Below are 19,490 nucleotides of genomic sequence, written 5' to 3'. Positions count from 1 at the left end.
GTTCAACCCTTTCAGGCAGGAATCCAGCGCCATGCGCATTCAGATAAGCATCACTGAAAGTCAGCTGGTCGAAGACCTGGTCATCTTCTTCAAGACCCTGGTGGATGGCGAAGTGATTCGCGGTCTTCCTGACCAGCTTCCTGCTCCCATGCGCGAGTGCATCGTCATCACGCCGATGGCCGCGCTGGGACTCTCGCTGCCGCTCATGACCTATGCCGATCCCTCGCCCGCATCGGGCGCGCGGACCATCACGCAGGCCACGCAATGGTCGGCGCGGGTGGACAGCTACGGCGAACAGGCGCAGGACCACGCTCTGACGCTGGCAATGGCTTTGCGCAGTCAGCACGGCTGCGACTTCCTGAAGGAGCTTGGCCACGCGCAGCCGCTGTACTCGGGTGAGATCACCCATTTGCCTATCGACGGCGCGGACCACCCGCGCTTTGAACGGTGGTCATTCGACACCGCCTTGCAGTTCAACCCTTCCATCACCATGCCGCAGCAGTTTGCGGCCCAACTTCACGTGGGCCTCATCGAGGTCGACACCACCTACCCTACGGGAGCTTAACGCTATGTCCATTCCCGCCAGTGAAATCGTCCAGGTCGTCCCGGGCGTGATCGCAGCCGGCGGATCGGCCCTCGATTTGAACGGCCTGATCCTGACCAACGATACGGCCGTCCCCATCGGCGCCGTCCAGAGTTTCGCGACGGCGCGCGACGTGCAGCGCTTTTTCGGTCCGACCTCGACCGAGGCCAACCTGGCCGACGTCTATTTCAACGGGTTCGACAACTCGACCCGCAAGCCGGGCAACCTGCTGTTCGCGCAATATCCCGCCGAACCGGTTGCCGCCTATCTGCGCGGCGGCTCCATGGCCACGGTCACGCTTGTCGAACTGCAGGCGCTGTCCGGCACCCTGACCGTGACCGTGGACGGCGTGGCCAAGACGTCCGGCAACATCGACCTGTCGGCGGCAACCAGCTTTTCGAACGCCGCATCCGTCATCGAAGCGGCCTTCACCGCGTTGGGCGCGGACTGCGCCTATGACGCGCAGCGCGCCGCCTTCGTGATCACGTCGGCCAGCGACGGCGCAGCCAGCACCGTGTCGCACGGCAGTGGGTCCATCGCGTCGGGCCTGAAGCTGACGCAGGCCGCCGGCGCCGTCGTGTCGCAAGGCGTAGGGGCAGGTGTGCCGGCCGTGAACATGAGCCAGATCACCGACCTGACCCAGAACTGGGCCGCGTTCATGACGACCTTCGAGCCCGATACCGCTGGCAAGACGGCGTTCTCGGCATGGACCAACGCCCAGGGCGATCGCTACGCCTACGTCGGCTGGGACACGGATGTCACCGCCACGCAGCAGGGCAATACCTCGCACTGGGCCGCCATCGTCAGCGCCAACGAGTACTCGGGCTCGGTGCCGGTCTATCAGGACGTCCACCACGCGGCCTTCATCCTGGGCGCCATTGCGTCGCTCGACTTCGAACGCACCAACGGCCGCGCCACGCTGGCCTTCAAAGGCCAGTCCGGCCTCGCGTTCTCCGTGACCGACGCCACGACCGCGCAGACGCTGATCGACAACGGCTACAACTTCTACGGCGATTACGCGACCAGCAACGATCGCTTCCGGTTTCTGTACCCGGGCCAGATCAGCGGCAACTGGAAATGGGTCGACTCCTACGTCAACCAGATCTGGCTGAACGCGGCCTTCCAGCAGGCGCTGATGTCGCTGCTGACCCAGGTGAACTCGGTGCCCTACAACCTTGACGGCTACACGCTGATCGACGCGGCCTGCCTGGACCCGATCAACGCCGCGGTCAACTTCGGCGCCATCCGCGCCGGCGTGACGCTGTCGAGCCAGCAAAAGGCGCAGGTCAACAACATGGCCGGCGTCGACATCTCAGACACGCTGCAGAGCCGCGGCTGGTACTTGCAGATCAAGGACGCCACCCCGCAGGTGCGCGAAGCGCGCGGCACCCCGCCCATGACGTTCTGGTACATGGACGGCGGTTCCGTCCAAAACATCACCCTGGCCTCGCTGGCCATTCTTTAAGGATTCAACATGGCGACTTTGACCAGTGCCAATTCCGTTCTGATGCTTGCGGTGGGCGGGATTTTTCCGGTGCCGCAGAAGATCGAGGGCTACGCCTCGGAAACCGCGTTCGCTTTTGAAGCGGCCAAGCCCGCACAGGTAACCATGGGAGTGGATGGGCGAATGTCGGCAAGCTACGTGCCGGTTCCCCGCGTCCAGACCATTTCCATCCAACCCGACTCTCCTTCCCTGCGCATCTTCGAGATCTGGGCTGCGGCTGGCGAAACGGCCCGGGAAGTGTTCTATGCAAACGGCACGCTCAGCATTCCGTCGATCGATCGCAAGTACACGTTGACGCGTGGCGTGCTGACCCAGATCCCGCCGGCGCCGGACGCCAAGGCGCTCCTTCAACCCATGACGTTCCAGATCACCTGGCAGAACGTCTCGCCGGCGTTGGTGTGACATGGCAAGAAAGCAGATCACCGTCACCATCAATTCGGAAGGGCGCGATCAGGGGAAGGCCTTCATCCTGACGGAACTGTCGGCTTACGACGCCGAAGAATGGGCGGGCCGAGCCTTGTTCGCGTTGATGAACGCCGGCGTCGAAGTTCCGGCCAACATCGCGCAGGCCGGTCTGGCAGGCGTGGCTGCCATGGGCCTGAAGGCGATTGCCAAGCTGCCCTTCGATAGCGCCAAACCGCTGCTGGACAAGATGATGGATTGCGTGCAGATCCAGCCGAGTCCCGATGTGCGGCGAGAGCTCATTTCCGGCGATATCGAAGAGGTGTCGACCCTGCTCACGCTGCGCCAGAAAGTCCTGGGCCTGCACCTGGATTTTTTTATGGCCGCCACGCCATCGACTTCGGGCTCCAGGTCCCCGGTGGCGGCCCGCGCCTGATTCACTACGCCAACATTCCGCGCAATGTTGGCGTAGTGATCTCTCGTCGCCCAGACCTGCTGCATGATCTGCAAACGGTCTATGGCGCCGAAGACCTGTACAACCTGCTTGAGGTGTTTGCGGTGGACGCACACAACAGGCGCGTCTTAACTGAACCGAGGTAATTGCATGGCGACCATCATCGATGCCCTTGCCGCCTCCGTTGGCTTTGATCCGAAGCGCTTCGCAGTGGACTCCATTGCCGCGGCGGCGAGTCTGGGCCAGATGGCACAGAATCTTGGCATCAGCACCGAACGGCTTACTGCCTGGCAGAAGGCAGCCGAGCGGGCTGGCGGGACTGCCGAAGCTATCTCCGCCCAATTGAGGGAATCAGCGGGGCAGATCAGCAAGTTCAATCGTGGTCAGGCTGCGGATTCCGTGCCCGCTTTTCTTCAGAACGGCGGGAATGTCTCGGATCTGAGAGACGGGAATACGTACCTTTTGGCCAGGTCGCGGATCATCGCCGATCTATATCAGAAGGACCGGAGCCGCGCCGCTCAAGTCGCTGAGGAAATGGGTGTCAATGAGGCCCTGTTCGACTTGTTCCGTCGCGGACCGGTTGAACTGGAAAAGCTGTTGCAGGCTCAAGAACGACGGTCCGCAGTTTCCGCGCAGGACGCGGATGCAGCCGCTCGTCTGCGCGACCGCTATCTGGATTTGCGCGACACCTTTGAATCAGTGGCCATGAGGATCCTGGTCGCGCTCATTCCGGCGTTCGAACGGGCACTCGAGGTCCTTCAAGGCTGGGGCGATTGGTTTCTTGAGAACGAGGATGTGATTGCCAAGTGGGTCGACGGCACGGCGAAGGCCGTCGTGGCATTCATCGACGTGGTGGACGCCGCTGCGCAGGCGGTGGGCGGATGGCAGAACGCGCTGCTCGCCCTGGGGGCGCTAAAGATTTTGTCCTGGGCTAATTCGCTGCTGGGTCTGGCATCCGCGTTGAGGGAAGTGGCCTTCGCCCTAGCGGCATTGGGTGGTGCCGGTGCCAGCAAGGGTTTGGCGGCATTGAGAGGCGTGGGAGCTGCAGCCTTGAGAGCGGCTGGACGGATTGGGGCGGGCGTTGCGCTCGCGCTTTATAGCGAAGACTTGAACGTTGGCGAAACGCAGATTGTGCGAGCGCATAACGATCCGGCGCTTAGAACCAAGGAAGTCGGCGATGCGGTCAGGTTCTTCGAACGCAAGGGCTATAGCCTCGACGAGGCCGCCGGTCTGGCAGCGCACTTGCAAATCCAAAGCGGATTCGATCCCCGTGCGGATGCAGAAGACGGCAGGTTCTACGGTATCGCGTTGTGGGATCGCGCGCGCCAAGCTGATTTCCGGCAGGCGATCGGAGTAGTCATCGAGCAGTCGACGCTTGAGCAGCAATTGGAATTCGTGGATTGGGAACTGAGGAACAGTAAACGGGGCGCTCGCGAAAAACTGGCTGAGTCTACGAATGCCGCTCAGGCCGGCGTTGCTGCCTATCGCTACTTCGGTCTCGACCGTTACCAGGCAATCGATGCTGCCGATGCGCGCAAGCGCGAGCTTGCAGCGTCAGTGATCGCTGGGGTGGCTGACATGGAACGTCGGGAGCAAGCGAGTGCGGCAGCTGCATCGATCACTAGCGCTGCGCAAGCCGGCGCAATTGGCGCTGCAAGCAACAACACCACGACGACTACGACGTCTGAAACGCACATCCATGGACCCATAACGATTGTGACGCCAGCGACCGACGGTCCGGGGCTGGCTCGTGAGTTGGGCACGCTTGGTGACTCCCAACGTATTGTTCAACAAGCCAACTCGGGGGTCTTCTGATGCCGCTTATCTCCTTTCCCGACGTGCCGGCGAGTTCCGGTGTCCCCGCAGTCTTTCGCGATGTCGTAGTTCCTTCGTTTTTCGCACCGGCGAACGTCGGGCTGGCGCACCTCGTCGATTGGAACTCCAGCGCCCCTCGCTGGGGGGTGTATGGCGAAGATGGGCAGCCGGTTCTGCTGTTCGACACGTTTCTGAGCGTCAACTTTGACCGTGCTGGCACGATATCGAGCTTCGCTTTGGAACAGGGTGGCTTCTCCTCGTTCAACAAGGTCGTTGGCCCGTACCAGGCGCTCATCAAGCTGGCGCATGCCGGCGACCAGGCGACGCGTAAACAAATGCTCTCCGTCCTGGATCGGATAGCCAGCGGCACTGAACTGTACTCGGTGGCGACGCCCGAAATTGTCTACCTGTCGGCAAGCCTGGGGAAGTATCTGTACAACCGGAGCGCCAGCAGTGGTTCCAGTCTGCTGGTCGTCGAGCTGACGTTCAATGAAGTGAGACAGACGGCGGTGTTGCGGCCAATGGCGCAGCGTGAGCCCAGTGGCGCAGATCAGGAGAGCGGCGGCCAGGTGCAGGTGTTCAAGATCGATCCTTATCCCACGCGAGACCAAAACAAGGTGGGAGAACTGGAGCCAATTCAATGAAAGGAATTCCCCTGAAACCGGTGCCGTCGCAAACACTCAGTGTCTTGCTGAACGGCCAGAACTGCCAGATCTCCGTGTACCAGAAGAGCACGGGCGTCTATCTTGATCTCCACATCAACAATTCGCCAATCGTGACGGCGGTGCTTTGCCACGACAGGGTGAGGTTGGTCCGTTCGGAATACCTCGGCTTTGTCGGTGATCTAACTTTCGTTGACACCCAGGGGCACGCAGATCCGGAGTACACCGGCTTTGGGTCGCGTTTCGTCCTGGCCTGCATGGAGCCACTCGAGCTATGAGCTTCGTCAAACGCAGCATCGATGTGACCATCAGCCTGGGGAAGGGTGCGCTTGGGGATGAGCCGGGACCGGAAATGACGCTCAGCGGCTACCGGGTCGCAGTCGAAACTCCGTCCAACGCGTCCGCCGAAAGCTCCGAGGTGCAGCTGAGCATTTATGGTTTGAGCCTGGAAATGATGAACCGGCTGACGACAGTAGGACCCAACATGAGGGAACGCCGAGGAATGAACATCATTAGAGTGATGGCCAGGAGCGGCTTGGACGTTCCCCATCTGGTCTATGAAGGGGATATCACTTCGGCATGGGCTGACTTTGGGAAGGCCCCTGAAGGGGTTTTCTACGTCAGGGGCCAAGTGGCCGGCGCCAAAGAGTGCAAGCCTGTGCCTCCCCGATCTTTTCCCGGCGCAACAGTCGCTCAAGACGTTGCGAGCAAAATTGCAGCGTCGATGGGATACGCGTTCGAAAAGTCGGGAAAGGACGTCGTCCTGGCAAACCCCTATTTTTGCGGGACGGATATGGACCAGCTGCGCAGTTGTGCGCTGGCTGCACGCATCAGCTTCACAATCGACCGCGGCGTCGTGTCGGTCTGGCATGCGGACGGCTTCAGGGATGGCGATGTCTTGGACATTTCGCCGGAGACCGGGCTGATCGGCTACCCGACGTTCAACAGCACCGGCATCACTTTCACGACGCTCTACAACCCCCACCTCTGCGTCGGCAAGCGGGTGCACGTCACCAGCTCCCTCCAACCCGCCCAAGGCGTATGGACAATCACAAGCCTCGCCCACAAGCTTGAGGCGGAAGTCCCCGGCGGCGTCTGGCAGTCGACGGTCATCTGCAAAAGGAATCTCGATGGCTGAGCAATATGGATACGCAGGCCTGGCGCAAGCCGGGCAGGGCGACAGTGAGTACGGTGCGCTGCAGTTCCTGATCAGCCAGGCCCTGCTGCGTTTGAACACGGCGACGCTGGTCAAGGTGGTCTCGGTGACCAATGCGGGCGGCCTGTCGCCGGTGGGTTTCGTGGACGTGCAGCCGCTCGTCAACCAGCTCGATGGCGCCGGTAACGCCGTGCCGCATGGCGTGCTGCACCGCTTGCCGTACTTCCGCCTGCAGGGCGGCACGGACGCGATCATCCTGGACCCCAAGGCCGGGGACATCGGCATGGCGGCCTTTGCGAACCGTGACATCTCCGGCGTGAAGGCCGCCAAGGCGCAGAGCAATCCCGGCTCGTGGCGGTCGCACGACATGGCCGACGGCCTTTATTTCGGCGGCCTGCTGAACGGCGCGCCGGCCCAATACGTGCAGTTCACGGCCGAGGGCATCAATGTGGTGTCGCCGACGAAGGTGACGGTCACGTCGCCGGACATCGAGTTGAACGCCAGCACGCAATGCGCGATCAACGCGCCGCAGATCGTGCTGAACGGCACGGTGCGGCAGGGCGCCGGATCCTTCGGCGGCACGTCGACGTGGCAAGGCGACATGAACACGCTGGGCACGCTGCGCAACAACGGCAAGGACGTGGGAAGCACCCACACCCACTCCGGCGTGCAAGGCGGGCCGTCCAACACGGGAGCGCCCAATTGAACACACTACTGCTGGACCGGACCGCGTGGGACCTGGTGCTCGACGCGGCCGGCAACATTGCGATGGCCGCCGATCCCTACGCTGTGGCGCAGGACGTGGCCAGCGCCATCAAGCTGTTTCGCGGCGAGCTCTTCTACAACACCAATCCGGGCGTTCCGTACTGGGAGGAATTCCTCGGACACCGGCCCCCGTTGTCGCTGGTGCGCGAGCATGTCCGGCGAGCCGCGCTGACGGTGCCGGGCGTGGCCGATGCCGTCTGCACGCTCACGTCCTTCTCCGATCGGGCCCTGGCGGGCCACGTTGAAATCACCTTGCAAGACGGCACGACCCAAACCGTCAGCTTCTGAGGAAACCATGTCGAATATCTCTCACGTTCCGCGCGTGCAGTTCACGCCGGAAGGACTGGTGCTGCCCAGCGAATCCGCGATCCTGGCCGGGGTTCAGTCGGACATGGACGCCGCGTTCGGCGGTGGACTGAACGACGCCCTGGAAACGCCGCAAGGGCAGCTGGCCTCCAGCACGACCGCCATCATCGGCGACAAGAACAACGAGTTCGCGTCGTATGTGAACCAGGTCGACCCGGCGTTTGCCAATGGCCGCATGCAGGACGCCATCGGGCGGATCTATTTTCTGGACCGCAAACCCGGCTTGCCCACGTCCGTGATTGCGACGTGCGCAGGCCTTACCGGTGTGACCATCCCGGTCGGCGCCCGGGCAGAAGCCCTGGATGGGCATCTGTACCTGTGCACGCAGGCCGGCACGATCCCGGCCAGTGGCCGCATCGACCTGCCGTTCGCCTGCTCGGTCGACGGGCCGGTGGATTGTGCGCCGGGCGCGTTGAACCGGATCTACCAGGCTATTCCGGGCTGGGACTCGATATCGAACGCCGACGCCGGCACGATGGGCGCCGACGTGGAAAGCCGCGCGGAATTCGAAGCGCGCCGGCGCCAGTCCGTGGCGCTGAACGCCCGCGGCTCGGTTCCCGCGCTGTACGCCAACGTGGCCAACGTCGAGGGCGTCATCGATGCCTACGTCACCGAGAACACCCAGTCGACGCCGAAATCGATCGGCGGCGTGGTCTTGAAGCCGCACTCGATCTGGGTGGCGGTGGCGGGCGGCGAGGCGGCGGACATCGCCGATGCGATCTGGCGCAAGAAGAGCAACGGCGCCGACTACAACGGCAATATGTCGTACACGGTCGAGGACCGGGAGGGATATTCCTATCCCTATCCCTCGTACGTCGTGCAGTGGGAAACCCCTGCCGCCTTGCCGGTGCTCTTCGAGGTGCAGTTGGCGGACAACCCGACGCTGCCGTCGGACATCGTTGCCCTGACCCGGCAGGCGATCATCAACGCCTTCAATGGCGGTGACGGCGGCCTGCGAGCGCGCATCGGCTCGACGCTCTACGCCAGCCGGTTCTACGCGTCGATCTCGCAGCTGAGCCCGTCCGTGTCGATCCTGTCGCTGCTGCTGGGCACATCGACGCCGACCGCAGCCAGCCTCACGGTGCCCATCAACCGCCGACCCACCGTCACGGCCGACGACATTTCGGTGACGCTGGTATGACGGTCTATCCAAAGCCGGGACTGGTCGCCCGCACGCTCATCAGCCAGTACGCCAACAGCCCGACGCTCGTCCAGTTGATCAACAACATGGACGAGTACATCAACCCCGACGCGGATTTCGATGCGTTCTTCGACTTCGTCTGGAACGTGGAGACGGCGCGGGGGTTCGGTCTGGACATCTGGGGCAGGATAGTCGACATCGGCCGCATGCTGACCGTACCGGGCGATGTTTCCTACTTGGGTTTTGAGGAGGCGATCAGCTGGAAGCCGTTTGATGAGGCGCCGTTCTTCGCCGGCTTGCAGGCGACCCAGACCTTCCGCCTGACTGACGACGCATACCGCAAGCTCATCCTGGTCAAGGCGCTGGCCAATATCTCCGACTGCACTTCGGCCAGCCTGAACCGGCTGCTCTCCAACCTCTTCGCCGGCCGCGGGCGCTGCTACGTATCGGACACGGGGAACATGGAGTTCCGCTATGTGTTCGAGTTCGCGCTCGAACCTTACGAAATCGCCATCCTGACCCAATCGGGCGCGATCCCCAAGCCGGCTGCGGTCCAGGCCAGCGTGCTGCAGGTCGACCTTCCAACCACCTTCGGGTTCCGCGAGGCGCTGATGCAGCCTTTCGGATCCGGCGCATTTTTCACATCTTCGGGGCTTATCCATGCAAGCTAGCAATGCACCCAGCAAGTCCGCCGTGCCGTTCGCGCAGTTCGGCACCAAGAACACCATTCCCGTCGGCTCGCAGATCGGCGTGACGCCCGGCGCGGCATCGTTTACCGACGGATTTCCGCCGCTGACCATGACGCCGCTGGCGGCGGGGGGCGTGCCGCCTTATGGGGCGGATTTCAATGGGATTTTGAATTTTGTCACCGACGGCCAACGGTGGGCTGCCGCGGGCGGCGGCTACAAGTACGATCCCGAGTTTTCCGCCGCGATCTCCGGATATCCGAAAGGCGCAATCTTGCTCTCGGCTGCCGAGAACCGGTATTGGCTGAGTACCGTAAATGCAAATTCTTCGAATCCCGATACGGGCGGTACGGGGTGGGTGGCGCTTCCGGCCGGAATTGCTACCTCCGCCGATGTCATTAGCGGACTGGATGCCAGCCGGGCGGTGACGCCGGCAAGCCTGGCAAGCTTGACCGCAGACAGTACGCGGCAGGGTCTTATCCGGATCGCTACCGCAGCCGAAACGCTCGTCGGCAACGAGACGCGTAAAGCCATCTCGCCTTCTTCGCTTCCTCAGCTATTTCCGCAACGCGGCCTTCGACTATTCGACACGGCGGGCGTTCACACGTGGAGCGTGCCGAATGGCGTGTCCCGGGTTCGGGTGACAGTCATTGGCGGCGGCGGTGGCGGCGGAGGTGCTTTTTGTCCTGCCGTTGTTGGTGCAGCAGCCGGCGGCGGAGGCGGCGGCATGTCGGTCATCAGCCTGGTAGAGCTGGCGGGGGCCTCTAGCGTTGTGGTCACGGTTGGCGCCGGCGGCAGTGGCGGCGTCTCCAACACCACGGTCGGTACATCCGGCGGAATGTCTTCCTTCGGTACGTTTGTTTCGGCGACTGGTGGAAGCCCGGCGCCGAACGTTAGTGGGGTGCCCGGCGGTTCCGGCGGGGGCGGCGCTTCGGGAACAGGCCAATTGGGGGTGCCCGGTTCCGCAGGCAGCTTTGCGGCGGTGCTGAATGGCGTGTACGCCATGTCCGGCCCTGGCGGCGCGACGCTCTATGGCGCTTGCCCCAACGCCGTCAATCTGACAGGCAACGTAACGTTGGGCGTGAACGGTGCCACCGGATTTCATGGTGCGGGGGGCTCGGGCGGTGCGGCGTATAACGCCACCGCAGCAGGGGGCGCAGGCGGCGCCGGTGTTGTATTTATCGAATGGTGATGATGATGACTATTTGGGCATTGATTCAAGAAGGCCGCGTTACTGAAACAACGAGCATCGATCCTGCGGGGCGCTTTCATCCCGAATTCAAGTGGGTCGAAGCGCACGCAGGGGTGCAGGAGGGTTATCTCTATGAAAACGGCAAGTTCGCCGCGCCCGAGGTTCCCGCCGTGGCGAAAAGCGTTTTTTCTCCGCGTGAGTATATGAAGCGATTCGCTGTCGAGGAGCAAATCCGGATCAGGAAGGCACAGCTCACCGATATGGAGGTGGGTCTCGTGTATGACGACTTTAATCGAGCTGGAATTATCAACGTGGAGGATCCTCACATCGCCGCTGGGCTTGATCTCTACATAGCCAAAGGATTGTTGGTGCCGGAGCGTCGCGCCGAACTTCTGCGGCCGGCGGGTCCCGATGATGTCTCCAGTTGAGCGTGGAGCTGCTCAGCGTTCTTCGCCCGTACCTCCTTGCGCTTCGTGTCGATGATCCGCTTTCCATGCCCGCCCTCCGCGGGCTTTTTTACGACAACAGGAGGCCCACTTGAACATCCAGGACATCGACGCCCTCGCGGCAAAGTTCGCCGGCGTGCTCGGCGCGGTTGTGTCCGTGCAATACCTGCAGGGGTCGTGGCCTGCCCGATTGAGTATGGCGTTGAGCGGGTCGCTCGGCGCTTACTACGCGGCGCCTTATCTTTCGGTCATGTTGGGAATCCCCGAGGGCTTGACGGGGTTTCTTACCGGGATGTTTGGCATGGCTATTGTTTCTCGCGCTTGGGACGCCGTGCAGGCCATGCCGATTCCAGCGTTGTGGCAGGCCGTTATCGACCGCGTTCGCGGAAAAAGGCCCTGACATGGGCGCCCCGTAAAAACTCAGGAGTTTGAAAAGATGAGCGTCTTTCGACTTTCGCAGCGCAGCCTCGCTCGCCTTGAGGGGGTGCACCCGGATCTGGTCGATGTTGTGCAGCTCGCCATCCAGCGCACCTCGGTCGATTTCACCGTGGTTGAGGGCGTGCGAACCCTCGCGCAGCAGCATGATTATGTGCGTCGCGGCGCCAGTCAGACCATGGCCAGCTACCACCTGCCTCAGCGGGACGGCTTGAGCCATGCAGTCGATCTGGCGCCCATCGTCAACGGCGGCATTCCATGGAGCGACTGGCAGGCTTTTGCCGATCTGGCCGCCGTGGTCAAGGGCTGCGCCGCCGAACTTGGCGTTCCGGTGGAGTGGGGCGGAGACTGGAAGACGCTCAAGGACGGCCCACACTTCCAGATTCCACGCGAGTGGGAGGGACGCCCTTGATTTCGCAACTGCGCAATATTGCGCCGTACCTGATCGGCGCAACGTTGGTGGCGGCGCTGTTCATGAGCGTCCGGTGGTATGGCTTTCACCAGTTTCACGCCGGCATGGCAAAAGCGAACGCTGAACACACGTTGACCGAGTTGCACGAATTCAAAAATCAGACGATGCGCCTGGCCGTCGTTTCCAACAGTCTGGAGGATGCGCTCGCCATATTGCGCGCTGCCCGTTCCATGACAATCCAGAGGTACACCCGTGTCGAAGCTCAGAGGCCTCTGCCTGCTGACTGCCGCATTGACGCTGAGCGCCTGCGGCACATCAACGAAGCCGGCCGTCTGGCCAATTCTTCCGGCGAACCTGGGTCAACCGTGCCCGCCGGTGCCGGAAGTCACAAGTGACAACTGGGACGATCTAGCCCGCAGTTATATGGCGCTTGCGGTGCAGTATGGCGAATGCGCGGTCCGGCATGGCGCTCTCTTGAAGGCCTGGGCCACGCCGTAGCGGCGGCTTCGCGGCGCAATCAACAGAAGAGGTCTTTGCCCCCGCGAGATTAATAATCCTCTGATGGGAGGGTAGGGGACGCGTATCTATACTTCGGTGCGCTGTGCAGGCCAATCCGGATGGCTCGCTCAAGCGGTAGACGCGAGCAGCGATGGGTGCCAGCCATGTCAGACGCTTTGCATTCTTGCCATTACTGATGATGCCGTATTTCGAACAGTCGCTGAGGTGGGGGCAGTACCACCCGCGTATCTTCCATGACTCCCGCCTGGCGCCGCAGGCAAAGGCTGCGTCCGCGGCCGGGCCGAATCCCACCCCCCCAGGCGCAAAGGCTTACATCGTTGACGAAGACGAGTCGTCGGCGTGGGCGGTCCGCCGAATACTTGCGGACTTTTCCATCGAGGTCGTGCAGAGCCGAACGGTCCGCGAATTCTTATCCATCTATACGGCTGGCGAGTGCGATTGCCTGATCATGGATTTCGGAAAGCCGGCTGCCGAGACCGCCTTGCAGCGCGACCTGGTCCAGGCGAACGCGGCGTTGCCAACAATCTTCATCAAGGCAGATCCCGAATTCGGCGATGCGGTTGAAGCCATGCGGCGCGGCGCGGTCGATTTCTTCGCCAAGCCGTTGAACTCAAGCCGGCTCGGCCAGGCCATTCATTTTGCGCTGCGCCTGAGCCGTGGTGCCCATTTGAACCGTGTCTGCGCGGACCAGGAAGAAGCGCGCAAAGCCATGCTCACGCCGCGCGAACTCGTGATCGTCCAAGGCGTCATCGCTGGAAACTCCAGCAAGGAGATTGCCGAGGATCTCCATATCTCAGTCCGAACCGTGGACAACCACAAGGCGCGCATTTATTCGAAGTTGAACATCAACACATCGCTCGCCTTGGCCCGCCTTTTCATCGGTCTGATAAAGCCCGAGGGCGACGGGCGGCTCGCTCAGGCGCACCGCGATTTTGGGCATGCAAAGAGGTAGTTCTACTCTGCATTCCGGTCTGTTGATCTTGGAATAATGTGTCGCCCAGTTTCCAGATTCGTTGACGCTGAACGTGGCCTGCAGCCTTGCGCGACTCCGTTATGTAAATGCAACGAGGCAAAGCGGAGCATCAAGGCCTAGCTGAAAGGCACAGGGTAATTGGGGTCTCATAAGGCGGGCGACGCGCCCAGCTTGTAGAGAGACGTGTAATGCGCACTGCGCATCGTTGATTAAGTCACAAGGACCGTTATGAATAAAAAGATAATCTCCCGATTCGCGTGCTTGGGAGCCGCTGTTGGACTGATCGCAGTCACGCCTGGCCAAGCCATCGCTGCCGAAGACTTCAAACCGCCCGTGGGGAAAATCACTCAGCGTGCCGCGCCTGCCAAGGGGGCACCTTCATCCGGCACCAAAGCGCCGGCGGCGTCCGCGGCAACCACGGGATCTCAAGACATCACCCGCGCCCGCCCGGCTGCCGTGGCACCGGACAAGGGCCTCTCCATCACCTCGGGCGCAACGCTCAATTCCCAGTTGATCCGGGTGCGCACGTCGGGCGGCACCGGGGCGTTGAACTTCCGGCTGCTTGATACCAGCGGCAAACCTGCCGAACTGCCGGCCGGGCTGGTGTTCGGATCCGACGGTTCGCTGTCTGGCGCCGCTCCTTCCGTGGCCAGCCCCAAGACGTTGACGTATCTCATCCAGGTTGAAGACAGCGGCGGCGGCAAGGCCAGCCGTACCGTGCAACTGACCATCAATCCGCCCTTGAACGTTGAGGGCGGCTCCATTCAAGCGACGGCGGGCGGGCGCATCAAGAGCCCCGTCAAGTTCATCAACGTCAGCGGCGGCACCGGCAACTACGCCGTTTCCTATTCCAATCCCGACGGCAGCGCCATGCGCATGCCTTCCGGGCTGGTGCTCGACGGCAGCGGCCGTGTCAGCGGCGCGGTGCCCAAGTCCCTGGAAAAAATGGCGGGGCTTACGGCCACCATCAGCGACGAGGGCGGCGCCCGCGTTTCCATTCCCGTCGATTTCAACCTGGCGCCCGCGCTGGAGGTCTCCACCCTTCCGATCGAACTCACGGCGGGCGCCACGATGCCGTCGGCGGTGCCGGTGGTAAACGCCACGGGCGGAAGCGGTGCGGTGCGCTACACGCTATTCGACAAGGACGGCACGACGCCCGCCCGGCTTCCGGAAGGCCTGCAGTTCGACGAGGCCACCGGCACGCTACGGGGCTTGGTGCCGCCGACCCCGCAAGAAGGCCGGTATGTGGTGTTGGCCCAGGACGCCGGCGGCGGCGAGGCCAGTGCCCGATTCGAATGGAAGATCAATCCTCAACTTCAGATTTCGTTCGAATAAGCTGATTGACCCGCAAGACGCCCGCCTTCTGCATTCGTATGCAGAAGGCGGGCGTTTTCTTGCGGGTTGCATTGCGCCTTTGTTACAGGGCCAAGCGGCGAGCCAGGCCGTGCAATCCCGCGCTGACCTCCTTCTGGTCGGACTTGAAGCCGCGATTCTCGTCCGATGGGTGCGATTCAGTACGTAACATATCTTTCGTGCTGGATGCCATTCGGGATTGACGATGGCGATATGCTTGCTTTCTCACTCGTTTTTACGGGAAAGCCATGAGCGCAACGATTGAAGAACAGACTGCGGCTTTCAAGCCAGACCCCCGAATTTCGACCGGAAACCTCGGCATCGATGACATTCTCGGCGGCGGCTTGGATCCCAACAAAATGTATCTTTGCGAGGGAAGGCCGGGCACGGGCAAGACGACCATGGGAATGCAATTCCTGTTGGAAGGCGTCCGTCACGGCGAGCGCGCGCTTTATGTCGCGCTTTCCGAAAGTCCGGCCGAACTCAGTCTGGTCGCCCATCGCCACGGGTGGTCATTGGACGGTGTCGAGATCCTGGAACTGGTGTCCGAAGACGTGTTGGATCCCGAGCGGGAACTCACCGTTCTGCACCCCGCCGAGATGGAGCTGACCGAGACCACGCGCCTGATCCTGGACAAGGTTGAACAGCTTGACCCAGCACGGGTCGTCATCGATAGCCTGTCGGAACTGCGCCTGCTGGCGCAGGGCTCACTGCGTTATCGCCGGCAGATTCTGGCGATGAAGCATTTTTTCGCTAATCGCCGGTGTACGGTGATCCTGCTGGACGACCAGGCGGCCAAAGAGGACGACCTGCAATTGCACTCGATCTCGCACGGCGTGATCGCACTTGAGCAATTGGCGGTCGACTACGGCGCCCAGCGACGGCGGCTGCGCATATTGAAAATGCGCGGCATGGATTTTCGCGGTGGCTACCACGACTTCACGATCAGGAAGGGCGGGCTCGAGGTCTATCCGAGGCTCGTTGCGGCGGAGCATCACAAAGCGTTTTCCCCGACGCCCACGCCCAGCGGCAACGCCGAACTGGATAGCTTGCTGGGCGGCGGGTTGGACCGCGGGACGAATGTTCTGCTGATCGGCGCGGCGGGGGTGGGCAAGTCTTCGCTTGCGGCAACCTATGCGCTGGCATCGACGCAGCGCGGCGAGCACGCAGCCATTTTCGCGTTCGACGAGTCCCGGGCCACGTTCTTCGCGCGCTCACGTGCACTGGGAATGCCGCTGGAATCCGCGCTGGACGCAGGGCTTCTGACCTTCAGACAAGTCGATCCCGCGGAGATGGCGCCGGGCGAATTCACGGCGATAGTTCGCCGCGCGGTTGAAGATGATGGCGCGCGCGTGGTGGTGTTCGACAGTTTGAACGGCTATCTGAACGCCATGCCCGACGGGCGCTTTTTGATTCTGCAGATGCACGAATTGCTGAGCTACCTGGGGCAGCAGGGCGTGACGACGGTGATGATCCTGGCCCAGCACGGTCTGGTGGGCCCGATGGAAACGCCCATGGACATCAGCTATCTCAGCGATACGGTGATCATGTTGCGGTATTTCGAGCACGACGGACGCGTCCGGCGAGCCATCTCCGTCGTCAAGAAGCGCAGTGGCGCGCACGAACATGCCATCCGCGAATTCAGCATGTCCGAAGATGGGCTGGTCGTTGGCCCGCCGTTGACCTCGTTTCACGGAATATTTTCGGGAACGCCGCAATACACCGGCGACGATTTGCGCCTTCTGCTGAACAATCCCGATGCATCGACCTGAGGACGCTGAATCGCGGGTGCTCGTCTACGCACCGATCGGCCGAGACGGGGAAGCCGGCGCGCGGCTGCTGCAGCGCGCGGGTTTCGACACGTTCGTCTGTCGCAATATCGAGGAGGTGCTGGCGCAGGCGGACGCTGGCGCCCTGGCCGTCTGCCTGACCGAGGAAGGTCTGTTTGGCAAAAACCTGGAACTGGTGTCCGAGTGGTTGAAGGCGCAGCCGGCGTGGTCGGGGCTGCCGTTCGTCGTGTTGACCGGCAAGACGCAAACCGGTCCCATCGTGCGCTGGCGCGAGAAAATGACCGAGTTATTGGGCAATGTCTCGCTCCTGGAACGGCCGGTTCAGAGCCTCGCATTGACCACCACGGTTCAAACGGCGGCGCGCGCCCGGACCCGGCAATATGAAATCCGCACGTTGCTGCAAGCTGAGAAGCAGGCCGCGCAGGCGCTTGAGTCGGTCGTGGCAAGCCGGACGCGCGAACTGGAACTGGCCAACGCCGAGCTTCAGCAGCAGATGCGCGAGCGCAGCAGGATCGAGGAATCGCTGCGCCAGGCTCAGAAACTCGAAGCGCTGGGTCAGCTCACCGGTGGGGTGGCGCACGACTTCAATAACCTCCTGATGGTCATTTCCGGCGGGCTGCAAATGCTGCAGCGTCCCATCGACGAAGCGCGGCGCACCCGCTTGTATGGCTCGATGCGACAGGCGGTGGACCGCGGCGCCTCGTTGTCTCGCCAATTGCTGACGTTCGCGCGCCGCCAGGCGTTGCGTCCGGAGGTTCTCAACCTGAACACGGTCGTTCAAAACATGCTCGAGATGCTCGAGCGCAGCCTGCGCGGCGACATCGTCATTGCGTTGGCGCTGGCCGACGACCTCTGGCCGGTCGAAGTGGACCCTGGCGAGTTGGAACTCGTCATCCTGAATCTGGCGGTCAACGCGCGCGACGCCATGCCGGACGGCGGTGTGATCGAAATCCGGACCGAGAACATGACCGCATCCGGGAAGGGTGAATTGACCGTCGATCACATTGCATTGCGGGTGTCGGACACGGGGACCGGCATGAGCCCGGCGGTGGCTGAACGCGTGTTTGAACCGTTTTTCACCACCAAGGATGTCGGCAAGGGATCGGGGCTGGGACTGGCGCAGGCGTACGGCTTTGCCAAACAATCGGGCGGCGCCATCGATCTCTCCACCGAGATGGACGTCGGCACCACGGTTTCGGTCTTGTTGCCGCGGTCGAAACGGCGGCTGGCTGCGCAGGGAAAATCGGGCGAGTCCGGCGTGGTCCAGGAGCGGCCGGCGGCCTTGAACGTGCTGCTGGTGGAAGACGACGCGGACGTTGCGACCCTGACCGCCAGCATGCTGGAAGAGCTGGGTTATGTCGTGACGCCCGCCGCCAGTGCCGCCGAAGCCTTGGACGTGTTGAATGACGGCGCCGCTATTGATGTGATGCTGACGGATGCCATGATGCCCGGTGGCAAGAGCGGCATTCAACTGGCGCGGGAAGTGCGCGCCCAGAGGCCCGATCTTCCGGTGGCGTTGATGACCGGCTTTCTGGGCGAGGAAGTGAAAAGGGCGGGGCAAGAAGGTATTCCGCTGTTGTCCAAGCCTTATCGGCTGGAGCAACTGGCGGGGTTGCTGCTGCGCCTGACTGGCAGACGCGCTGCCGGGCGAGGATAGGGCGACACCTTCCAGCAGGATCGCGTCGCCGGCCAATCGCTCAGACTCCACGTGCAGCTCTGGCCGGCGCATTGGCGTTAACAGCCGCGTTGTGGCGTCTCGCGGGGCGAACGGGTATGAGATTTGCTGACATCGCCCGTCATCGCCCCAAGGAGACGCCATGATTTCAGAACGCTTGCGCAGATTGCGCCGCATCGCGGCTTTTGCTGCCGAACGCTCGGGGGACTATGTCGAGTTGGTCGGCATCGAACTGTCCCTGTACCGGGCCGCGCTCGTCGCCACGGTGATCAGCAGTGTGGCCCTGGTTTTCTGCGGTCTGGGCACGTTGGGGTTCGTGTCGGTGGCCGCCATCGTGAGCTTCTGGGACACGGAGCATCGCAAACTTGCCGCGTGGCTCGTTGCCGGCGCGTGGTTGCTCATCACGCTCATTTCGCTCGCCATTTCGACACGTAGCGCACCGAAGGGATCGCCCTTTGCGGAGCTGAGCCACCAGGTGCGCCTCGATACCGCTGCTGCACGGAGCCACTATGCCCAAGATGACCACGCTAGCTGACAAGGCGGCCCTTCTGGCCAAGATGGAACGTGACCGCCAGGCGCTCTCCGTTCCCATGGCGCGCAGCGCGCCCCGCAGCAAGGTCGGCGGGGCGTGGGCGCGGACGGCGGCACTGGCCGCGGGAGCTTCGCTCGGATGGCCAAAGTTTATACGGCAGCCCCTGCGCGCGATGGCTGCCGTGGCGCTGCGCGACCGCGTTAACGAGTTGATGGGCCGCATGCAGGTGCGGCGCGTCAGCAATCCATTGCCTGATCCGGACATGACGCGGCTGGAAAAGATGATTGAGGAAGTGCGCGCTGCCGCGTTGCGCTCGGCCGATGACGCGGAGATCGAGCGCTTGCGTGCGCAGCTGGACGACCAGGTGAGGCGGCTGCGGACAGCGCGGGCGTTGCAGGCCACGCAAGCCTCTCGCGCGTTGCGGCCTGCGGATCCGGCGAGTGTGTCACGTACGGGACGTCCGCCGATGCCTTCGGCCCGGTCGAGTCCGGCGCAGTTGTCGCGGCCGGCGCATCCTTCGGGCAATCTCGAGGCGCCTACCGGCCGGGACGTGTCGGCGATTCCATAGTTGGACACGGACAAGGCGGCGCGGTGGCCGTCTTGACACGCAACCGACCAACTAGTAGATT

At 62.6% G+C, this 19,490-nt stretch carries 24 protein-coding genes; all 24 read left to right on the top strand.

Annotated features, from left to right (window positions below):
- Positions 1-31 precede the first annotated feature (31 nt).
- The 24 genes from B2W22_RS03690 to B2W22_RS03580 all read left to right on the top strand — a co-directional run bounded on the left by B2W22_RS03690 (position 32) and on the right by B2W22_RS03580 (position 19,429).
- A complete protein-coding gene (locus tag B2W22_RS03690) occupies positions 32-565 on the top strand; it encodes a phage neck terminator protein (protein ID WP_175124348.1) in 534 nt (177 codons plus the stop codon).
- A gap of 4 nt (positions 566-569) precedes the next feature.
- The gene (locus B2W22_RS03685; RefSeq protein WP_175124347.1) at positions 570-2,048 is read left to right on the top strand and encodes a DUF3383 domain-containing protein; all 1,479 of its coding nucleotides are present in this window, start codon (positions 570-572) and stop codon (positions 2,046-2,048) included.
- A 9-nt stretch (positions 2,049-2,057) separates the two neighbouring features.
- A complete protein-coding gene (locus B2W22_RS03680; protein ID WP_175124346.1) occupies positions 2,058-2,489 on the top strand; it encodes a phage tail fiber protein in 432 nt (143 codons plus the stop codon).
- Between the two features lies 1 nt (position 2,490).
- Positions 2,491-2,925 (top strand): hypothetical protein, encoded by a 435-nt coding sequence (locus tag B2W22_RS03675; RefSeq protein ID WP_175124345.1) that lies wholly within the window; start codon positions 2,491-2,493, stop codon positions 2,923-2,925.
- Positions 2,926-3,093: 168 nt separating this feature from the next.
- Complete coding sequence (locus B2W22_RS03670) at positions 3,094-4,758, top strand: phage tail tip lysozyme (RefSeq protein ID WP_286936209.1); 1,665 nt, start codon at positions 3,094-3,096, stop codon at positions 4,756-4,758.
- Complete coding sequence (locus B2W22_RS03665) at positions 4,758-5,402, top strand: hypothetical protein (protein ID WP_286936208.1); 645 nt, start codon at positions 4,758-4,760, stop codon at positions 5,400-5,402. The genes B2W22_RS03670 and B2W22_RS03665 overlap by 1 nt, the downstream gene beginning before the upstream one ends.
- The gene (locus B2W22_RS03660; RefSeq protein ID WP_175124342.1) at positions 5,399-5,698 is read left to right on the top strand and encodes a hypothetical protein; all 300 of its coding nucleotides are present in this window, start codon (positions 5,399-5,401) and stop codon (positions 5,696-5,698) included. Before B2W22_RS03665 ends, B2W22_RS03660 begins: the two co-directional genes overlap by 4 nt.
- Positions 5,695-6,558 (top strand): baseplate hub protein, encoded by an 864-nt coding sequence (locus B2W22_RS03655; protein ID WP_286936207.1) that lies wholly within the window; start codon positions 5,695-5,697, stop codon positions 6,556-6,558. Before B2W22_RS03660 ends, B2W22_RS03655 begins: the two co-directional genes overlap by 4 nt.
- Positions 6,551-7,282, top strand: a complete 732-nt coding sequence (locus tag B2W22_RS03650) for a Gp138 family membrane-puncturing spike protein (RefSeq protein WP_175124340.1) — start codon at positions 6,551-6,553, stop codon at positions 7,280-7,282. Before B2W22_RS03655 ends, B2W22_RS03650 begins: the two co-directional genes overlap by 8 nt.
- Complete coding sequence (locus B2W22_RS03645) at positions 7,279-7,629, top strand: hypothetical protein (protein WP_175124339.1); 351 nt, start codon at positions 7,279-7,281, stop codon at positions 7,627-7,629. Before B2W22_RS03650 ends, B2W22_RS03645 begins: the two co-directional genes overlap by 4 nt.
- A 7-nt stretch (positions 7,630-7,636) precedes the next feature.
- The gene (locus tag B2W22_RS03640; RefSeq protein WP_286936206.1) at positions 7,637-8,848 is read left to right on the top strand and encodes a baseplate J/gp47 family protein; all 1,212 of its coding nucleotides are present in this window, start codon (positions 7,637-7,639) and stop codon (positions 8,846-8,848) included.
- Positions 8,845-9,519, top strand: coding sequence for a DUF2612 domain-containing protein (locus B2W22_RS03635; protein ID WP_286936205.1), 675 nt, complete (start codon positions 8,845-8,847; stop codon positions 9,517-9,519). The genes B2W22_RS03640 and B2W22_RS03635 overlap by 4 nt, the downstream gene beginning before the upstream one ends.
- Positions 9,509-10,726: a hypothetical protein gene (locus tag B2W22_RS03630; RefSeq protein WP_286936204.1), complete on the top strand. Its 1,218-nt coding sequence runs from the start codon at positions 9,509-9,511 to the stop codon at positions 10,724-10,726. The genes B2W22_RS03635 and B2W22_RS03630 overlap by 11 nt, the downstream gene beginning before the upstream one ends.
- On the top strand, positions 10,726-11,154 hold the full coding sequence (locus B2W22_RS03625; protein WP_286936203.1) for a hypothetical protein: 429 nt from the start codon (positions 10,726-10,728) through the stop codon (positions 11,152-11,154). Before B2W22_RS03630 ends, B2W22_RS03625 begins: the two co-directional genes overlap by 1 nt.
- Before the next feature lie 109 nt (positions 11,155-11,263).
- Positions 11,264-11,572 carry a hypothetical protein gene (locus B2W22_RS03620; RefSeq protein WP_286936202.1) on the top strand — a complete coding sequence of 103 codons (309 nt, stop codon included), beginning with the start codon at positions 11,264-11,266 and terminating at the stop codon, positions 11,570-11,572.
- A gap of 36 nt (positions 11,573-11,608) precedes the next feature.
- Positions 11,609-12,019 carry a M15 family metallopeptidase gene (locus B2W22_RS03615; protein ID WP_175124333.1) on the top strand — a complete coding sequence of 137 codons (411 nt, stop codon included), beginning with the start codon at positions 11,609-11,611 and terminating at the stop codon, positions 12,017-12,019.
- The gene (locus B2W22_RS03610; protein WP_175124332.1) at positions 12,016-12,414 is read left to right on the top strand and encodes a hypothetical protein; all 399 of its coding nucleotides are present in this window, start codon (positions 12,016-12,018) and stop codon (positions 12,412-12,414) included. The genes B2W22_RS03615 and B2W22_RS03610 overlap by 4 nt, the downstream gene beginning before the upstream one ends.
- Positions 12,317-12,517 carry an Rz1-like lysis system protein LysC gene (gene lysC, locus B2W22_RS28570; protein ID WP_422652830.1) on the top strand — a complete coding sequence of 67 codons (201 nt, stop codon included), beginning with the start codon at positions 12,317-12,319 and terminating at the stop codon, positions 12,515-12,517. The genes B2W22_RS03610 and lysC overlap by 98 nt, the downstream gene beginning before the upstream one ends.
- Positions 12,518-12,668: 151 nt before the next feature.
- On the top strand, positions 12,669-13,490 hold the full coding sequence (locus B2W22_RS03605; protein ID WP_175124331.1) for a response regulator transcription factor: 822 nt from the start codon (positions 12,669-12,671) through the stop codon (positions 13,488-13,490).
- A 477-nt stretch (positions 13,491-13,967) separates the two neighbouring features.
- Positions 13,968-14,846: a putative Ig domain-containing protein gene (locus tag B2W22_RS03600; protein ID WP_175124330.1), complete on the top strand. Its 879-nt coding sequence runs from the start codon at positions 13,968-13,970 to the stop codon at positions 14,844-14,846.
- 266 nt (positions 14,847-15,112) lie between these two features.
- On the top strand, positions 15,113-16,636 hold the full coding sequence (locus B2W22_RS03595; protein ID WP_175124329.1) for an ATPase domain-containing protein: 1,524 nt from the start codon (positions 15,113-15,115) through the stop codon (positions 16,634-16,636).
- On the top strand, positions 16,623-18,311 hold the full coding sequence (locus tag B2W22_RS03590; RefSeq protein ID WP_175124328.1) for an ATP-binding protein: 1,689 nt from the start codon (positions 16,623-16,625) through the stop codon (positions 18,309-18,311). Before B2W22_RS03595 ends, B2W22_RS03590 begins: the two co-directional genes overlap by 14 nt.
- A gap of 160 nt (positions 18,312-18,471) precedes the next feature.
- Positions 18,472-18,864 (top strand): phage holin family protein, encoded by a 393-nt coding sequence (locus B2W22_RS03585; protein ID WP_175124327.1) that lies wholly within the window; start codon positions 18,472-18,474, stop codon positions 18,862-18,864.
- A complete protein-coding gene (locus B2W22_RS03580) occupies positions 18,839-19,429 on the top strand; it encodes a hypothetical protein (protein ID WP_175124326.1) in 591 nt (196 codons plus the stop codon). Before B2W22_RS03585 ends, B2W22_RS03580 begins: the two co-directional genes overlap by 26 nt.
- The last annotated feature ends 61 nt before the right edge of the window (positions 19,430-19,490 follow it).

Origin of the sequence: Achromobacter sp. UBA4530 (genome assembly GCF_002388205.1) — a bacterium.
GTDB classification, from domain to species: Bacteria; Pseudomonadota; Gammaproteobacteria; order Burkholderiales; family Burkholderiaceae_B; genus Achromobacter; species Achromobacter animicus.
The sequence above is the reverse complement of the archived record's forward strand: the minus strand, read 5'-3'. Positions and strand labels throughout refer to the sequence as shown.